Origin of the sequence: Gorillibacterium massiliense, assembly GCF_000455485.1 — a bacterium.
Taxonomy (GTDB): Bacteria; Bacillota; Bacilli; order Paenibacillales; family NBRC-103111; genus Gorillibacterium; species Gorillibacterium massiliense.
In genome coordinates, this window is record NZ_CBQR020000004.1 from 26,205 (window position 1) to 43,682 (window position 17,478).

The following is a 17,478-nucleotide window of genomic DNA, read 5'->3' on the forward strand; positions in this document are numbered from 1 at the left end:
TACCGTTTGCGCTTAAACGTACGCCGGGTTCCCGGCGCATCCGTAACGCCATGCAAATGCGCTTGTTTTTACTGGATTGGAGGCATACGTTATCCCTCGATTTCATGACTAAAGGATCGATACCGTTCAGATGAGCTTTTGGTCAAAGGAAGTAATCCCAGTACCGTATGCCTTAACTATAGGCTTTCGCCTGCACAATCGAAAGAGAATACATAGTTTATAACGATATAATCCTGCCTAACGGCCCAATTTATCGAGAGAGACGGCTGTCAGCTGTCACAAATCTTGACAAAAGACCGGTTTCTTTTCTATAATCGTGCTAATAATAATAGTAACCACGGGCAAAGAAAAGGAGCAGTAATTCCGGATGCGCCCCACAGAGAGCCGGTATAAGGGTGGAAGCCGGCGGATGCGCGGAATGAACTCGCCTTAGAGCCTGAACGGCAAACTTTTGAAGGATGCATTTCCTTTGGGATGAACCGTTCCGTACGAGCCGGCGATATCGGCGTTTTGAGTGAGACGTGGCGGCTTTGAGCCCGTCTAACTAGGGTGGTACCACGGGAGTCGAAATCCTCTCGTCCCTGGCTGTTATTCGGCAGGGGCGGGAGGTTTTTTATTTTTGCCGGGCGCCGTAACGATTGTCAGAATGAAATGCGCAGTAATCAAGGAGGCTGTTTATCATGTCAACGGAAAAAGAACAAGGCTACAACCCCCAATCTATCGAGCCGAAATGGCAAAAATACTGGGATGCTCACAAAACCTTCAGCGTGCAGAACGATGAGAGCAAACCGAAGTTTTACGCCCTCGACATGTTCCCCTATCCGTCGGGAGCGGGTCTTCACGTCGGCCACCCGGAAGGCTACACGGCTACGGATATCGTATCCCGTTTTAAGCGGATGCGCGGCTATAACGTGCTGCACCCAATGGGCTGGGACGCCTTCGGCCTGCCGGCGGAGCAGTATGCCATCGACACCGGCAACGATCCTCGGGAATTTACGAAGAAAAACATTGATACGTTCCGCCGCCAAATCAAATCCCTCGGCTTCTCCTACGATTGGGACCGGGAGATCAGCACGACGGACCCGGAATATTACAAGTGGACGCAGTGGATTTTTATCCAGCTGTACAAAAAAGGTCTCGCCTACGTCGACGAAGTGCCGGTCAACTGGTGCCCCGCGTTGGGAACGGTGCTGGCTAACGAAGAGGTTATCGACGGAAAAAGCGAGCGTGGCGGGCATCCGGTCATCCGCAAGCCGATGCGCCAATGGGTGCTGAAAATTACCGAATACGCTGACCGGCTGCTGGACGATCTGGAGGAGCTGGATTGGTCCGAAAGCATCAAGGATATGCAGCGCAACTGGATCGGAAAATCCACCGGTGCAGAGGTGCATTTTGCGATAGAAGGGCAAGCGGATGCCGGGCTCACCGTGTTCACCACCCGTCCGGATACGCTGTTTGGAGCGACTTACTGTGTACTGGCTCCCGAGCATGAGCTGGTCGACTTGATTACGACAGACGAGCAGCGGGATTCTGTAGTTTTATACCGGGAAAACGCTGCGCGCAAAAGCGATCTGGAGCGAACCGATCTTGCCAAGGTTAAGACCGGCGTTTTCACCGGCGCCTATGCGATCAATCCGGTGAACGGAGCGAAAACACCCATTTGGATCGCCGATTACGTGCTGGCCGGCTACGGTACAGGCGCCATCATGGCGGTTCCCGGCCACGACCAGCGGGACTATGATTTTGCCAAAGCCTTCAATCTGCCGATTCTGGAAGTCGTACAGGGCGGCGACCTGACGAAGGAAGCCTATGCCGGCGACGGAGCTCACGTCAATTCGGGCTTCATGGACGGCATGAAGAACGAGCAAGCCATCGCCGCTATGATCTCCTGGCTGGAGGAGCAGGGAAAAGGCCGCGGCAAGGTGACTTACCGGCTGCGCGACTGGCTGTTCAGCCGCCAACGCTACTGGGGTGAGCCGATTCCGATCCTCCATCTGGAGGATGGTACGATGAAGACGGTGCCGGAGGATCAGCTTCCGCTGATGCTGCCGGATGTGGATTCTATCAAGCCGTCTGGCACTGGCGAATCGCCGCTGGCTAACGTGACGGATTGGGTCAACACTGTCGATCCAGAAACGGGCAAGAAAGCCCGCCGGGAAACCAACACCATGCCTCAGTGGGCGGGAAGCTGCTGGTATTACCTGCGGTATATCGATCCGAAAAACGATCAAGCCCTCTGCTCGCCGGAGCTGCAAGCGAAATGGCTGCCGGTGGATCTGTACATCGGCGGCGCAGAGCACGCGGTGCTGCACTTGCTCTATGCCCGCTTCTGGCACAAGGTGCTGTATGATCTGGGCGTTGTCGCCACGAAGGAACCGTTCCACAAGCTGGTCAACCAAGGCATGATCCTTGGGGAAAACAACGAGAAAATGAGCAAATCCCGGGGTAATGTCATTAACCCGGATGACATCGTGAGCAAATTCGGCGCAGACACCTTGCGGATTTATGAAATGTTCATGGGTCCGCTGGAAGCCACGAAGCCTTGGAGCGAAACCGGCGTGGAAGGCTCGCACCGCTTCCTGGCCCGGATTTGGCGGCTGTTTGTCGGAGAGAACGGCGCTTTGAACAGCAAAATCGCCGATGGCGATGCGGCTACGACGGATGCCTTCCTGCGGGTTTGGCATCGTTCCGTGAAGAAGATCACCGAGGATTTTGAAGCCTTGCGTTTCAACACCGCCATCAGCCAATTGATGATCTTCGTCAATGAAGCCTATAAGACGGAAGTTCTTCCGAAACGCGCCATGGAGGCGTTCGTGCAATTGCTCTCGCCGCTGGCGCCGCATATCGCCGAAGAACTGTGGGAGAAGCTGGGTCATAGCGAAAGCATCACCTATGAGGCATGGCCAACATATGATGAAGCTCTCACGGTTGACGATGAAGTAGAAATCGTCGTCCAAGTAAACGGCAAAATCATCGACCGGGTGAAAATCGCCGCCAACCTCGAATTGGACGCTATGGAAGCACTGGCCCAGGAACTGGAGAAGGTGAAAGAGCTGACGGAGGGTAAAACCATCCGCAAGATCATCGCGGTCAAAGGCAAGCTGGTCAACATCGTCGCTAACTGAATGTGAAATGAGCGATTCCTTTAGTTAAGTAGCAGATGACATCTAGATGATGCTTTCAGCCGGCGCAAGCCGGCTTTTCTTTTTGAAGAAAAAGGGGTTGCGGAAACTAATGCCATTAGTTATACTAAAACTAATGATATTAGTTTTGTGGAGGGAGTGAGCCGAATGCAAGTTTCCCGATATGCGAACGTTCACCAATTGTCTTTTATGCCGCGAATGTTCCCAGTCAATTGCTACTTGGTGGAGGAGGAAGATGGGCTGACTCTGATCGACGCTGCTTTGCCTTATAGTATGAAAGGGATATTGCTCGCAGCGAAGCGGATCGGAAAACCGATCGTCCGCATTGTCCTGACTCATGCGCATAGCGACCACATTGGAGCATTAGATGGGATTAAAGAGGCGTTGCCGGATGCGCCTGTCTATATATCCGCCAGAGATAGTCGGCTGTTGGCTGGGGATCGGTCGTTGGATCCGGATGAACCTGCCACTCCGATTCGCGGCGGCGTTCCGGAAAAGGTGAAGACTCGTGCCGATGTGCTGCTGTATGACGGGGACCTCATCGGCTCCTTACGGGCGGTTTCTACTTCCGGACACACACCCGGTTCCATGGCCTTTCTCGATACGAGAAGCGGCGCCTTGATTGTCGGAGACGCCTTCCAACTTCGGGGTGGTATCGCCGTGTCTGGTCAAATGCGGCCGTTATTTCCATTTCCGGCGTTGGCTACTTGGAATAAAGAAGTGGCATTGGCAAGTGCTGTTCAGCTCTTGCAGCTAGAGCCGAAGCTTCTGGCCGTAGGTCACGGCAAAATGCTCCACCACCCGCTGCAAGCGATGAGTCGGGCTGTGGAACAAGCAAAAGCAAATCTGCATAGTCAGTCATAGAAAGGGGGACATGTTTTGTGTCACCAAGGATGGGGTTAGACATGCAAGGTGTTGTAGAAGCGGCGGTTGAGTTAGCCGACGAAAAAGGGATGGCCGAGGTAACCTTGGCTTCTCTCGCCAAAAAGCTTGGAATCCGCACGCCGTCCCTGTACAACCATGTGGGTGGTTTGGAGGATTTGCGCAAACGGATGGCTTTTTACGGGGTGAATGAGCTGTATGCATCGCTTTCGGAAGCGGTACGGGGAAATTCCGGGGAAGAGGGTGTCAAGGCGCTGGCTGCTGCCTACGTCCAATTCGCCCGGGAGCGGCCAGGCTTGTATCAAGCCGCTCAGCATGCGCCGGACCGGCAGGATGACGAGATGGTTAAAGCCTATGAGCGGGTCGTGAACCTCGTCGTTACCGTCATGAACCATTACGGGCTGGAGGGCGACGCCAAGATTCATGCCGTGAGAGGAATCCGCAGCATACTACATGGTTTTACCTCTTTGGAGCTGACCGGGGGCTTTGGCATTCCGCTGGATTTGGACGTCAGCTTGCGGCTTGCGATCGACGCTTATCTTGCAGGCATTTCCGTTATGAAGGACTTGGCCATCAAGGAGTAAGGCCTTTGAACGCTTCTTCGATTTTTTCAACATCCTCGTAATATTTAGCATGGGTTGCTTGGATCAATTTGGAGAATACGTCGCTTACCTCGCGATCCAGAAGCTGGAGGCCCGCAGCGGTGATGCCGCCGGGAACGGCCACCTGCCGTTGAAGCTCCTCCACGGACATTCCTCCGGCCGTGAGCAGCATGCCAGTGCCAAGAAGCATTTCGCCAGCCATGCAGGCGGCGGCATCTCTTGCGATGCCCGTCTCGGCAACGGCGGCATCCACCAGTTTTTGCAGCAAAAAAGCGATAAATGCCGGCCCGCAGCTGGTGAGATCGGAACTCACCCGGGTATACTGCTCGGTCACTTCAACGGGATGGCTGATGGCGGAAACTAACCGCTCCAGGACTTGCCTGTCGCGCTCTTCGATTCTTGATCCGTACATGCAAAGCGTCGCTCCGCTGAGCATATAGTTGGTGATGCTGGGGATGATTTTGGCTACTTTGCCTTGCAGCTTCTCCTCCAACTGGCTGATCATGACCGGGCTTGTTATGGAAATGACGATCTGCTCTTCTTTTATGACGGGGGCAAGGTCTGCGACCACCTGGGGGAAATGGGACGGTTTGACGCAGAGGAAAAGAATCCGGCTTTTTTTTGCCGCCTCTTGGATGGAAGTGGCCACGGTCAAACCCAAGTGCCGCGCGGCCAAAGCTTCCGCTTTCGCGGGGGTTCGGTTGAATGCAATGATCTCTTCCGGCTGCAAAACGCCTGAACGGATGAATGCATCGATGAGCATGCTCCCCATGCTTCCGGTACCGATAAAGCCTGTCATCATGATCGGATTTCCTCCTGAGCGCCTTTCCCGCGCTGCGGTTTTTATCGTAAAGCTATCTATTTATATGCGCTAGATGCATAAATATTTCCGCTGCTGCATTTTCCGGATAGGAAATGCGGCCTACACAAGCACCGTCTCCCGAGTGATTCGGAGGCGACGGTGATTTTTGCAGCTCGGACTGACGGCGGAGATACCGGAGACATACTTGGATAGTTACGAGGCTATCGAGGTTTGATTTTCATTCAGTATATCCGTTAATCAGCAAATCTGAACTCGGCATATCTCCCATATCGAGACAAAAAGCTGAAGCATCCGTTTCTTGCTTTTTCCATGTATTGGGGGTATAGTCGAAGATAAGAGTTGACGGAAGCACCGTCTCTTGCCCTGAACCAGGCGGAGACGGTGTTTTTTTGTGTAAATATCGTAAATAGTCCTGAGGAGGAAATGGTATGGGAATGTATTGGCTTCAGTACCGAAATCGGATTATTACTGTACTTATCATTATCGCTGCCGCATGCGGCGGTTACGGATTCGCCCGCGTCACTGATGGACATGCCGCAAGCGGTGCGCTGCCGACAGCTAACCGGGAGATGGCGCAAATGCTGGCCGATCTTAAGCCGGCAGCGGACGCTACCACTAATGCGGCTGGTGGAAAGGGCAGTGCCGGTCAGACCGATATGTCGACGGCCATTTCATCGGCGTCATCGGTGAGTGGTACGGCGCCGGATCAGCCGGCATCGGCATCGGCAGCGGGAGCAGCTCCAGTGGCTGCTAGTGCCTCCGCCGGGCCGTCTGCCAACAAAACATCCGCATCGGCGGATGGAGCCGCCAGGCCGGATAGCGCAAACGATGCGCCGGTTTCGGCGACCTCGGCCGAATCCGCGCAGGTTCAGGAGATCAATCAATCGGGAAAGATCGATTTGAATACCGCCAGCCTGCAACAATTGATGGAGCTGCCCCGTATTGGCGAAACCAAGGCGAAGGCGATTATTGCATATCGGGAGCAGCACGGCGGATTCAAAACTGCATCGGAGATTATGAACGTGAAGGGAATCGGAGAGAAAACATATGAAAACTTTCGGGACCAGATTGTGGTTTCCAAGCTTAAGAATTGAAGGAAGGATTTTTAATTCCGAGTTTTTTTATCGAAATAATATATTTTTTTTATATTCCCCTCTTTTTATTTTGAAAAGAATATGAGAGAATAGTGAAAACCTTTATTTGAGGAGGATTTATCACTATGAGTGAAGAACGTCAATTGGCTCCTGAAACACTAGCCGTTCATGCCGGCCAGGTCATCGATCCAACGACCCTTTCCCGGGCGGTTCCCCTGTACCAAACGTCATCCTATGGGTTTCGGGATACGGAACATGCGGCAGACCTGTTTGCTTTGAAGGAATTCGGCAATATCTACACCCGTTTGATGAATCCGACCACCGATGTTTTTGAAAAAAGAGTCGCCGCCCTTGAAGGCGCACCCGCCGCATTAGCCACAGCATCCGGTCAAGCGGCCATTACGTACTCGATTCTGAATATTGCTGGCGCCGGCGATGAGATCGTCTCTTCGTCAAGCCTATATGGCGGTACATACAATTTATTCTCCACCACGCTTCCGAAGCTGGGCATTAAAACGACCTTCGTCGATTCCTCCGATCCGGAAAATTTCCGCAAGGCCATTACCGATAAAACGAAGGCGCTGTATGCGGAAACCATCGGCAACCCGCGCGGCGACGTTCTGGATATCGCAGCCGTAGCTGCTATCGCACATGAAAACGGCATTCCGCTTATCGTCGACAATACGTTCCCGAGCCCGTACCTGCTGCAACCGATCAAGCATGGGGCGGATATCGTCGTTCATTCGGCGACAAAGTTCATCGGCGGACACGGCACGTCCATCGGCGGCGTTATTGTCGACGGGGGTACCTTCGACTGGAAACAAAACGACAAGTTCCCTGGGCTGACGCAACCTGATCCGAGCTATCACGGTGTCGTCTATACCGATGCCGTAGGCCCGATCGCGTATGTTATCAAAGCCAGAGTACAATTGCTGCGGGATATGGGCTCGTCCATTTCTCCGTTCAACTCGTTCCTGCTTCTGCAAGGGCTGGAAACCCTTCACCTGCGGATGGAGCGGCATAGCTCCAATGCACTCAAAGTGGCTCAGTTCCTGGAAGCGCATGAATCTGTAGAGTGGGTCAGCTATGCTGGCTTGCTCAGCCACCCTTCCTACGATCTGGCGCAAAAATATTTGCCCAAAGGCCAAGGGGCTATCCTCACCTTCGGAATCAAGGGCGGGCTGGAAGCTGGCCGCAAAGTCATCAACAGCGTCCAACTCTTCTCCCATTTGGCCAACGTCGGCGATTCCAAGTCGCTGATCATCCATCCGGCCAGCACGACGCATCAGCAGTTGAACGAAGAGGAGCAGATTGCCGCCGGGGTTCAACCGAACATGATTCGTCTGTCCATCGGTACGGAATCTATTGACGATATCCTCTATGATCTGGATCAAGCCATCAAGGCTAGTCAGGAGTAACGAATGCCTTCTCGCAAGGATTGGGATACCTATTTCATGGATATCGCTTATATGGCGGCTACCCGGTCCCAATGTCCCCGTAGACATGTCGGGGCAGTACTCGTACAGGGGAAAAAGCTGCTGGGTTCCGCCTATAACGGCGCCCCCATGGGCGTGCCCGACTGTCATGAAGCCGGATGCATGCTGACAGAGGAATATGAAATCCACGTGCATGAAGGTAAGGAAACGGTTGTAAAAAAACAACGCTGTATCCGCACCATCCATGCCGAGCAGAATTTGCTTCTCTTCACCGATCGTATTGATCGGGAAGGATCGACGGTATACGTGACCGATCAGCCTTGCTGGACTTGTGCCAATATGCTTGCCAACAGTGGCATCAAGGAAATCGTCTATCACCGTTCTTACCCAAAGGATAGCGATAAGGTGAGCGAGCTGATGGAAGCCAGAGGCATCGTTTTTCGTCCGATAGTTCGATACGAACCGCCGGCGGAAACGGTCATGGAAGTCGTGAACTGAATGAAAATGCTTGAGGAAGAACCTCTAGCCGCCGAGAAGCGGTTTGAGGTTCTTTTTTTGGAAGGAGGCGGATTCCGGTTGAGGTCTTGGGTCATTAGCTTCACCTTGATGCTGGTAGCGGGTTTTGGAACAGCGGTGCTGACAGGTCCGATAGCCATTCGGTTGCCTTATTTTGCTATCACCTTATCCGCGCTCCTATTTGTGCTGTTCCTCCCGGCAAAGAATCGTGTCAAATCCGTTGCAACCTGCTTACTTCTTGCTTTGGCGGCTTTCTTCTATTATCAATGGGTGGATGGAAGGAACCTTTCTCATTTGACTTGGGATGGGCGTCTTGCTTCCGAAATTGATGGACAATCGGTGCACGTATCGGGGATTCTGGCTTCGCCTGTCCAGGTAGAAGGGGACAAGGCGTCTTTTTTGCTGCGTAGCGAATCGGTTGTGTGGCCGGACGGAAGCACCCAAAATGTCCGGGAGCGGATTCGGATCACAGTAAAGCTGCAAAAAGAGGCGGAACAACAAACTGCCGCAAGATTACGGCGGGGAGATCCGCTCGCCTTGCAGGGCAAGCTTCTTCTTCCCGAACCGGCTCGTAATTTCGGAGGTTTCGACTATCGCAGCTACCTCCATCGGCAGCATATCCACTGGCAGCTAAGTGTCAAAGGGATGGCGACCGTTGAGCATAACAGAAAACCCGCTTTTGGCACGGATCGGCTGCTTTCGTATATGGATCTTTCTCGGAAAAGATTAGGAAACGTCATTGCGGATTTGTTCCCCGCAAATCAGGCGGGGTACATGAAGGGGCTGCTCATCGGCGACCAGAATGATGTCGATCCGGAGCAGTACCGCCATTATTCCAATTTGGGGCTGACACATTTGCTGGCGATTTCCGGCATGCATGTTGCAGTCTTCGTTGGAGCCATGTTGTGGCTCCTCGCCCGGTTCGGCATGACTCGCGAAGGCGCGCAGACCGTTGTGCTGGGGCTGCTGCCTTTTTACGTTCTGTTGACCGGTGCATCGCCTTCTGTACTTCGAGCGGGGTTAATGGCAGCCCTCGCTCTGTATGCCGCTCGACGGGGCCAACTGAAAGATGGCTTGCACCTTTTATCGGCAACAGGGGCGATACTTCTCGTTTGGAATCCCTATTATTTGCTGGATGTCGGATTCCAGCTTTCGTTTTTGGTGACCGCCGGGTTAATTCTTGGCGTTCCCGCTTTCAGCAAACTGCTGCCCATCGCGGATAAAAGATGGAACAGCGCCATCAGCGTCGCCGTTGTCGCACAGGCGGTTTCTTTTCCGATTACGATTTTCTATTTTAATCAGTTTTCACTGCTCTCTCTGGCAGCAAATTTGGTTTTAGTGCCCTTCGTCAGCTTTGTCATTACGCCCTTGGGCACCGTCGCCATGATCATCGGCCTGGTGAGTGTCTCTGCCGCTAAGCCCCTCGGTTGGCTAACGGCATTCCTCAATGATTGGGGCTTTCGCGGGGTAGAGTGGCTGGATCAGGTTTCCATTTTCCGGCTGATCTGGCCGGCGCCGCCACTATGGCAGGTGCTGGTATGTTACCTGCTAGGTGCAGTTCTTCTCGCAGGCTTATCCCGCCGCAAGGATGCCGCACGGCTGGCCGCCCAAGGGATTCGACTGCCAGATTTCAGCGGGAGAGGACGCAGGCTTTTGACGGACGGTTGGGTGTTGGCTGCTAGCGGAACTCTTCTTGTAGTGCTTCTGGCTTTCTCTTTCATGCCGAATCTTCTCCATAATGCGGGGACGGTATCGGTGCTGGACGTAGGTCAAGGGGATAGTATTTGGATTCATACGCCCGGGAATAAAAACATTCTCATCGATGGAGGAGGAACACTCACCTTTCGCAAGCCAGGCGAGCAGTGGAAGATCGCTCTCGATCCTTTTGACGTAGGGGATGATGTGATCGTCCCGCTCTTGAAAAAGAGAGGCGTTCGCCAATTGGATGCTCTCCTTATCACCCACGAGGATGAAGACCATATCGGCGGCTTGCCGGCGATCGTTGACCAGATACCCGTTAAACGGATTTTGTTCAACGGGACGCTGAAAGCGAGCGATGCGGCTATCAAACTGTTCGAAGCCGCTATAGAAAAAGATATTCCGCTTATCCCGGTGGGCGAGGGGGATAGTTGGCAAGTAGACAAAAGCACGACCCTCTATTTTTTACAGCCGGCAAAGACCGCGGAGGTGACCCCGTCAAAAGAGCAAAACGGAAAGTCCGTGGTAACCCTCATGGAGATGTACAAACGGACGTTTTTATTTACTGGCGATATGGAGGCGGAGGAGGAGGCCCAGTTGATGTATCGTTTGGAGGAAAGCCGAATCACAATGGCGGCGGTTGGTCGGCCCCTAGACTTTTTGAAAACGGCTCATCACGGCAGTAAAACGTCGACGACAGCGGAGTGGCTCGCTTATTGGCAGCCGAAAATCGCGGCGATATCGGTAGGGGAGAACAATTTGTACGGCCATCCGACGCCTGTTGTTCTGGATAGACTGAATGACAGTGGGGTGGTGACGTTCCGTACCGATAAGCAGGGGGAAATTCGGGCCAGAGTAACGCCTTCGGGTAAGCTGGTGTTGGAGACAAAGATAAAATAGGAGTTTTGGAAACTAACAGCTATACATTTCAACAGTATTCAGTAAATCGCAACTGGCCTGCGAAAAAGATTCGCAGGTCTTTTGTGTAATGGCAGGTTTAAAATGGTAGGGCTGCAATAGATTTCTATAAAAATCAATTGGTTTTTCGGAACAAAAGCAAGTTACGCCTTATCTTATTACCTGTAGGGATTCGAGGAAGCTGAGTGATACGAGGATCGTTAACTAGAAGGAGAGCTGCGATTTGACGATCGATCAACCAAAGCCTAATGTCTTCATCGGCTGCTCCCGGGAAGCCATCGATTATGCCCGGGCAATCAGCGGGCATCTGGAGCGGGTCGCCCAGGTCAATCCATGGTATGCGGACACCTTCGGCGCAAACAGCTACACGATGGAAGCGCTGGAGCAGGAACTGGAAAACAACGATTTTGGCGTCTTCGTTTTTGCCACCGATGATGTGGCGTTAATTCGCGACAAGTACGCTTTTGTCACCCGCGACAATACCCTGTTCGAGATGGGGTTGTTTTGGGGGAGGCTGGGGCGAAAGCGGGTTTTCTGCATGATCCCGAGGGAGATCGTTCATCGAGACGATTTGGTCGACGGGGAAAACATTACGGATTTTCACATTTTGTCCGACCTGACGGGCATCACCCTACTGAGCTACGGGCTGCGTACGGACGGAAAATATGCGGCGGCTGTGGATGTCGCTTGCGGCGAACTCATCAAAGCGATCCATGCCGAGCAACGCTATAAAAGCCCTCACATCCTGCTGGATGAACAACGGCTGGAACTGGAGCGGAAACAAAGTATCCTTCGTTTCTTTTGGGAATATAATAGAAACATTAAAGTAAAGGAATCCGGTGAAAAATACCTTGCCCTAAGTGAAGCAATCCGCAATTCATTTCTTCCTCCACCGTCCTTCCGCATTACCGGTGCGGCCATATGGAAGCAGCTGGAGCAGGGGCGAATCGGCCAAGTGGGAGGAAACGTCGGGAAAGGAAGAGTTTACTGGACAACGGACAATTCTGGCTCACCCGGAGAAGATCAAAAGATTTATGTCATTGATGTGTTTGCCACCGGAAAATGGGCTTTTTTCAAGCGGCAGGAGATTGTAGAGGTTTACGTCCTGTGCTATCCTTTAGGTAAGGATTTTGTACTTTCGACGCACATCTCCGGCACCCATTCTTTGAACGAGGATGAATTGGCGGCGATCGTCGAACTTAACGCGGAACTCCTTATAACCGCCAAACATTTGTTAGGAGGAGATTTGTTTTGAAGCAACGGGCGAATAAAGCAGCACACTCCTCGGCGGCAGCCAAGAGCCAGAGCCGGCCTACTGCGGCAAAGAGCAGCGAGACAAAACGTTCCATTCCCAAGGGCGTGTTTCTCGGACCTTCGGTGGATGGAGCCGATCATGAATATGTGAAAGTCATAAGCGGCAAGGTAACGGACAGAAAACCGTCCTTCGCTTAATGGATAACCGCTGCGGCGCAGGAAGCCGGGCGGTTTTTTTATGCATGCAGGATAATGAGGATCTCCTTGCTAGGGGTGGCTCCCTCAATTTTGCGCAGGATTGAATAACTATAAATCAATTATTCGCTAGATTTCTCGACAGGTATGTTTTATAATTTTTCATAGTTTTTTGACGAAGTGAAGCGCTCTGGGTTTGTATAGACTAGGTTTTTATCCAAAATATGTAAGCCCTTTCTTGAGAATCTTCTATCCGCCAAAAGACTAACAAAAACCGGAAACTGGTGATCAAATGTTTCAACTCAAGTGGCTGTGGCAGAATTTGAAAGGGGATCGGGCACGGTATATTCTCGGACTTTGTCTTTCGGTAGTGGGATCATCGCTTACCATCATCAACCCTTACCTGGGACAACGCATCGTCGACACCTTCATTGCCGGCGACCATGCAGTGGAAAATCTGACTGACCAGCGGGGGCTCTTGATCGGTCTATGTCTTGGCATGATCGGTTTTTCCTTGCTGCGGACGGGGCTAGCTTATTTTACGACCATGCAATACGAAATCTCCTCCCAAAGCATGCTTTATCGAGTCCGGATTTATCTGTACAACAAGATTCAAGGCCAAGACATGAAATACTATGATCACAACCGTACAGGGGACCTGATGACGAAAATGACCGGGGACCTGGATATGGTGCGGCATTCTATGGCGTGGATCATCAAGACGATCATCGAATCGGTGACGATCTTTGTCGCGGCTGTGGTGTACTTCTTCACCATCGACGCTGTGCTGACGCTGTGGCTGCTGATTTTATCGCCGCCGATTTTCATCGTGGCTTACATCTTCGCCAAGCGCGTCCGCCCGATGTATATCGACCTGCGGGAACGTCTGTCTCAACTCAACACTACCACTCAAGAAAATATCGCGGGCAACCGCGTCGTCAAGGCCTTCGCTCGGGAGGAGTACGAGGTAAAAAAATTCACCGAAAGAAACGTCAACTACTCCAAGGCCAACAAAACCGCGGCTTTAGTCTGGCTGGATTATTTTCCGTTTCTAGAGACCTTCGCTCAAGGCTTTAGCGTCATCTTGATGCTGGCAGGCGGCTTGTTCGTTATGAACGGCCGCATCACCTTCGGAGAATTTTCCGCTTTTTCCGCGCTGATCTGGGGTCTTTCCAACCCGATGCGGAACATCGGCATTATCATCAACGATATCCAACGATTTTACGCAAGTCTTAATAAAATTGTGGAGCTCTATTACGCCCACCCGGAAATCGTTAATGAACACAATCCCATTGCGAAGCGCCGCTATAACGGCCGCATCGAATTCGATCAAGTGAGCTTCAAGTACGATAACGTGACAGTGCTGGAAGACATCAGCTTCTCCGTGGAGCCGGGCGAAACCATCGCCACCATGGGCGCAACGGGGGCAGGGAAAACGACGCTCATCAACCTCATTCCGCGTTTCTACGATGTCTCGAAAGGCCGCGTGCTGGTGGACGGCACCGACGTGCGCAAGCTGGAGTTGGATGAACTGAGGGGGAATATCGGCGTAGCGACTCAGGACGTGCTGCTGTTCTCCGATACCATCGACGGCAACATCGCCTACGGCGATCCGGATATGCCGGAGGAAGAGGTACAGAAGTTTGCCCAGTTGGCTGCCGCCCATGACTTTATCCAGCGGATGCCTCAAGGCTATGACACCATCGTCGGCGAACGGGGCGTAGGGCTTTCCGGCGGGCAAAAGCAACGGATCGCTCTGGCCCGGGCTATGGCGGTGCAGCCGCCGATTCTGATCCTCGACGACACCACCTCCGCCGTCGATCTCGAAACCGAGGAGCATATCCAGAAGAGCTTGCGCGAGTTGGATTTTTCCTGCACGAAGATCATCATCGCCCAGCGGGTATCCACGACGGCGGAAGCCGACCGCATTCTCATTCTGGAGAACGGGCGGATCATCGAACAGGGCACCCACAAGGAATTGCTGGCAAAACGGGGCTATTACTACGACGTATTCATTCTACAGAACGAAGGTATCGGAAGGCAGGTGACGGCAAATGTCCAGAAATAAATTCGACGTTGACGAGGATTTGGAATCGCCGTTTGACATACGTCACTTCCGGCGTGCCATGGTTTACATCAGACGGCAGCAAAAGCCGATGATCATCGCTTTTCTGCTCAGCGCTTTATCAGCAGCCATCGGTTTGACGGCGCCGCTAATCCTGCAGCACGTTGTGGACGTGACAATTCCCGCCAAGGCGAAGCTTGCCTTGCTCGGCTGGTCGGGGCTCATGCTGGCCACCATCGTCATCAGCGTGATCCTGGCCACCATCCGTTCACGGATGATGACCCGGGCGGGGCAGGATATCATCTTCGACATCCGTACCGATTTGTTCAAGCACCTGCAGGAACTGCCGTTCCAATATTATGACGACCGCCCGCAGGGGAAAATTCTCATCCGCGTCGTCAACTACGTCAACTCTGTATCGGATGTACTGTCCAATGGCATCATAAACTTCATTCTGGAAATTTTGAACTTGATTTTCATCGCCGCCTTCATGTTTGCTGTTAACGCCAAACTCTCCCTGGTCATTCTAGCGGGGTTACCCGTCTTTTTCGGGGTCATGCTGGTCATCAAGACAAAACAGCGCCGGGCGTGGCAGGCCGTATCCAATAAAAACTCCAACGTTAACGCCTATCTGCAGGAAAGCATCAGTGGCATCCGCGTGACGCAGATTTTTACCCGGGAAGAGCACAATGAGGGGATCTTCACCCGTTTGTCCGGGAACTACCGTAAAGTATGGATGAGGGCGATGTATTACAACTACCTCATTCCGTTTGCCGTGGACAATCTGGCTACCATTGTCGGTACCTCCCTTTACCTGGTGGGGCTGCTGGCGCTAGGTCCGGAGGAAGTAACCTTCGGGGTCATTCTCGCCATGGGCGGGTACGCAGCGCGTTTCTGGCAGCCGATTCTCAACCTGTCCAACTTGTACAACAGCTTCATCAACGCCGTAGCTTATCTGGAACGGATTTTTGAGACCCTTGACGAGCCGGTGACGGTGAGCGACGTTCCGGATGCAAAGGAACTGCCGCCGATCGAGGGCAACGTGACCTTCGACGACGTGACGTTTGCCTATGATCCGGGTCTTAACGTTCTGGAGAACCTTTCCGTCGACGTAAAAGCCGGAGAAAGCATCGCCCTGGTCGGCCCGACGGGCGCAGGGAAGACTACCGTCGTCAATTTGATCTCCCGTTTCTACAACCTGACTGGCGGCAAAATCCTCATCGACGGCCATGATATCTCGGAAGTGACCTTGAAGTCGCTGCGCAGTCAAATGGGTATCATGCTGCAGGACAGCTTCATTTTCTCCGGTACGATCATGGACAACATCCGTTATGGCCGGTTGGACGCCACGGAGGAAGAGATCATTGCCGCGGCCAAAACCGTCCGCGCCGACGACTTCATCCGCGAGTTCGCGGAAGGCTATCAGACGGAGGTTAACGAGCGGGGCTCCAAGCTGTCCCAAGGGCAGCGGCAGCTCATCTCATTCGCTCGGACGCTGCTGGCCGATCCGCGCATCCTGATCCTCGACGAGGCCACGTCGTCCATCGACGCGAAAACGGAGCGCCTGCTTCAACAGGGGCTGAACGAGCTGCTTAAAGGCCGGACGTCGTTCATCATCGCCCACCGCTTGTCTACGGTAAAGAATTGCGACCGCATCATGTACATTTCGGACAAAGGCATCGCCGAATGCGGCTCCCACGACGAGCTGATGGCGAAGCGCGGACTGTACTACAAGCTGTACTCGGCGCAGAAGATGGAAGCGTAGGGTACTCGGTTTTTGCATAAATGAAATGATCAAAGTATCGCCCTCTGTTTGACCATATGGGTCAGATGGAGGGCGATTTTTTCTGCCGTTTTTATTTTTTAATTCTTCTGTCTATAGCTTTATATTAGTTAACTCTTGTCGCATCAGCGATTCGACCGGGCAGCTGGATGCCGCGCCAGCCGCTTACATCGCATTGGCCATATTCATTATCCCCCACAGCAACCACAGTACCGTCCGATTTAAGCCCGACGGTATGGGCACAACCCGCCGCAACCGCCACAATATCACGCCAATCACTTACGTTGCATTGGCCATACTCATTCCAACCCATAGCCGCCACAGTACCGTTTGCTTTAAGGCCAATGGTATGATGACTACCCGCCGCAATCGCCACAATACCGCGCCAGCCGCTTACATCGCATTGGTCATGTTTATTCCGACCCACAGCCGTCACCGTACCGTCCGATTTAAGACCGACTGTATGTAGATAACCCACCGCGACTGCCACAATATCGCACCAGCCGCTTACATTGCATTGGCCATACCGATTATTACCCACAGCCGTCACCGTGCCATCCATTTTAAGCCCGACGGTATGCCAGTCGCCCGCTGTAACGGCCACCATATCACGCCAGCCGCTTACATTGCATTCGCCTTCATGATTTCGACCCACTGCCACCACCGTGCCATCCGATTTAAGCCCGACGGTACGACGCCAACCCGCCGCAACCGCCACAATATCGCGCCAGTTGCTTACATCACATTGATCATGCTTATTCCATCCCGCAGCTGCGACAGTACTGTTAGATTTAAGACCGATTGTATGAGCATTACCCGTGTTCGACGCCATATGAACATTACCCGCTGCGACCGCCGCAATATCGCGCCAGCCGTTTACATCACATTGGCCACATTTATTATCCCCCACAGCCGTCACCGTACCGTCAGATTTAAGCCCAACGGTATGACGACGACCCGCCGCTATGGTATCTTTAGGCCAGCGTTTCACCTTTAACGCCGCTTCATTCGGAGAAATGTAATTCATGTCTTACCTCCTTGAAAATGAGACCTATTTTATTCTATAAAA

13 protein-coding genes and 1 other annotated feature are annotated in these 17,478 nt (G+C 52.8%); of the genes, 11 read left to right on the forward strand and 2 right to left on the reverse strand.

Annotated features, from left to right (window positions below):
- The first annotated feature begins 335 nt into the window (after nt 1-335).
- Nucleotides 336-586, forward strand: a binding site (T-box leader).
- A 94-nt stretch (nt 587-680) separates the two neighbouring features.
- From leuS to TJ79_RS00450, 3 genes are all read left to right on the forward strand, one after another.
- Entirely contained in the window at nt 681-3,125 is a 2,445-nt protein-coding gene (gene leuS / locus TJ79_RS00440; protein WP_040948306.1) for a leucine--tRNA ligase, read from the forward strand.
- Nucleotides 3,126-3,290: 165 nt separating this feature from the next.
- Entirely contained in the window at nt 3,291-4,007 is a 717-nt protein-coding gene (locus TJ79_RS00445) for an MBL fold metallo-hydrolase (RefSeq protein WP_040948307.1), read from the forward strand.
- Between the two features lie 41 nt (nt 4,008-4,048).
- The gene (locus TJ79_RS00450; RefSeq protein WP_337588914.1) at nt 4,049-4,609 is read left to right on the forward strand and encodes a TetR-like C-terminal domain-containing protein; all 561 of its coding nucleotides are present in this window, start codon (nt 4,049-4,051) and stop codon (nt 4,607-4,609) included.
- Here the strand turns inward: TJ79_RS00450 and comER are convergent.
- Nucleotides 4,599-5,429 carry a late competence protein ComER gene (comER, locus tag TJ79_RS00455; RefSeq protein WP_040948309.1) on the reverse strand — a complete coding sequence of 277 codons (831 nt, stop codon included), beginning with the start codon at nt 5,427-5,429 and terminating at the stop codon, nt 4,599-4,601. The two genes, TJ79_RS00450 and comER, sit on opposite strands and share 11 nt — an antisense overlap.
- 449 nt (nt 5,430-5,878) lie before the next feature.
- On the opposite strand from comER, the gene TJ79_RS25570 reads away from it, so the two are divergent.
- The 8 genes from TJ79_RS25570 to TJ79_RS00495 all read left to right on the forward strand — a co-directional run bounded on the left by TJ79_RS25570 (nt 5,879) and on the right by TJ79_RS00495 (nt 16,391).
- Entirely contained in the window at nt 5,879-6,544 is a 666-nt protein-coding gene (locus tag TJ79_RS25570; protein WP_052339137.1) for a ComEA family DNA-binding protein, read from the forward strand.
- 125 nt (nt 6,545-6,669) lie between these two features.
- A complete protein-coding gene (locus TJ79_RS00465; RefSeq protein ID WP_040948310.1) occupies nt 6,670-7,962 on the forward strand; it encodes a homocysteine synthase in 1,293 nt (430 codons plus the stop codon).
- 3 nt (nt 7,963-7,965) lie between these two features.
- Nucleotides 7,966-8,478 (forward strand): deoxycytidylate deaminase, encoded by a 513-nt coding sequence (locus TJ79_RS00470; RefSeq protein ID WP_040948311.1) that lies wholly within the window; start codon nt 7,966-7,968, stop codon nt 8,476-8,478.
- Nucleotides 8,479-11,094 (forward strand): ComEC/Rec2 family competence protein, encoded by a 2,616-nt coding sequence (locus TJ79_RS00475; RefSeq protein ID WP_052339138.1) that lies wholly within the window; start codon nt 8,479-8,481, stop codon nt 11,092-11,094.
- A gap of 241 nt (nt 11,095-11,335) precedes the next feature.
- Nucleotides 11,336-12,367, forward strand: coding sequence for a TIR domain-containing protein (locus TJ79_RS00480; protein WP_040948312.1), 1,032 nt, complete (start codon nt 11,336-11,338; stop codon nt 12,365-12,367).
- Nucleotides 12,364-12,564 (forward strand): hypothetical protein, encoded by a 201-nt coding sequence (locus tag TJ79_RS00485; RefSeq protein ID WP_040948313.1) that lies wholly within the window; start codon nt 12,364-12,366, stop codon nt 12,562-12,564. Before TJ79_RS00480 ends, TJ79_RS00485 begins: the two co-directional genes overlap by 4 nt.
- Before the next feature lie 289 nt (nt 12,565-12,853).
- A complete protein-coding gene (locus TJ79_RS00490; RefSeq protein ID WP_040948314.1) occupies nt 12,854-14,629 on the forward strand; it encodes an ABC transporter ATP-binding protein in 1,776 nt (591 codons plus the stop codon).
- A complete protein-coding gene (locus tag TJ79_RS00495; protein WP_040948315.1) occupies nt 14,616-16,391 on the forward strand; it encodes an ABC transporter ATP-binding protein in 1,776 nt (591 codons plus the stop codon). Before TJ79_RS00490 ends, TJ79_RS00495 begins: the two co-directional genes overlap by 14 nt.
- 124 nt (nt 16,392-16,515) lie before the next feature.
- Here the strand turns inward: TJ79_RS00495 and TJ79_RS00500 are convergent, their stop codons facing one another.
- Complete coding sequence (locus tag TJ79_RS00500) at nt 16,516-17,436, reverse strand: RCC1 domain-containing protein (RefSeq protein ID WP_040948316.1); 921 nt, start codon at nt 17,434-17,436, stop codon at nt 16,516-16,518.
- Nucleotides 17,437-17,478: the final 42 nt, after the last annotated feature.

What these genes read in the sequence shown, in the direction of transcription:
- leuS (WP_040948306.1), top strand. Translation starts at nt 681, where the DNA reads ATGTCAACGGAAAAAGAACAAGGCTACAACCCCCAATCTATCGAGCCG.
- TJ79_RS00445 (WP_040948307.1), top strand. Translation starts at nt 3,291, where the DNA reads ATGCAAGTTTCCCGATATGCGAACGTTCACCAATTGTCTTTTATGCCG.
- TJ79_RS00450 (WP_337588914.1), top strand. Translation starts at nt 4,049, where the DNA reads ATGCAAGGTGTTGTAGAAGCGGCGGTTGAGTTAGCCGACGAAAAAGGG.
- comER (WP_040948309.1), bottom strand. Translation starts at nt 5,429, where the DNA reads ATGATGACAGGCTTTATCGGTACCGGAAGCATGGGGAGCATGCTCATC.
- TJ79_RS25570 (WP_052339137.1), top strand. Translation starts at nt 5,879, where the DNA reads ATGGGAATGTATTGGCTTCAGTACCGAAATCGGATTATTACTGTACTT.
- TJ79_RS00465 (WP_040948310.1), top strand. Translation starts at nt 6,670, where the DNA reads ATGAGTGAAGAACGTCAATTGGCTCCTGAAACACTAGCCGTTCATGCC.
- TJ79_RS00470 (WP_040948311.1), top strand. Translation starts at nt 7,966, where the DNA reads ATGCCTTCTCGCAAGGATTGGGATACCTATTTCATGGATATCGCTTAT.
- TJ79_RS00475 (WP_052339138.1), top strand. Translation starts at nt 8,479, where the DNA reads ATGAAAATGCTTGAGGAAGAACCTCTAGCCGCCGAGAAGCGGTTTGAG.
- TJ79_RS00490 (WP_040948314.1), top strand. Translation starts at nt 12,854, where the DNA reads ATGTTTCAACTCAAGTGGCTGTGGCAGAATTTGAAAGGGGATCGGGCA.
- TJ79_RS00495 (WP_040948315.1), top strand. Translation starts at nt 14,616, where the DNA reads ATGTCCAGAAATAAATTCGACGTTGACGAGGATTTGGAATCGCCGTTT.
- TJ79_RS00500 (WP_040948316.1), bottom strand. Translation starts at nt 17,436, where the DNA reads ATGAATTACATTTCTCCGAATGAAGCGGCGTTAAAGGTGAAACGCTGG.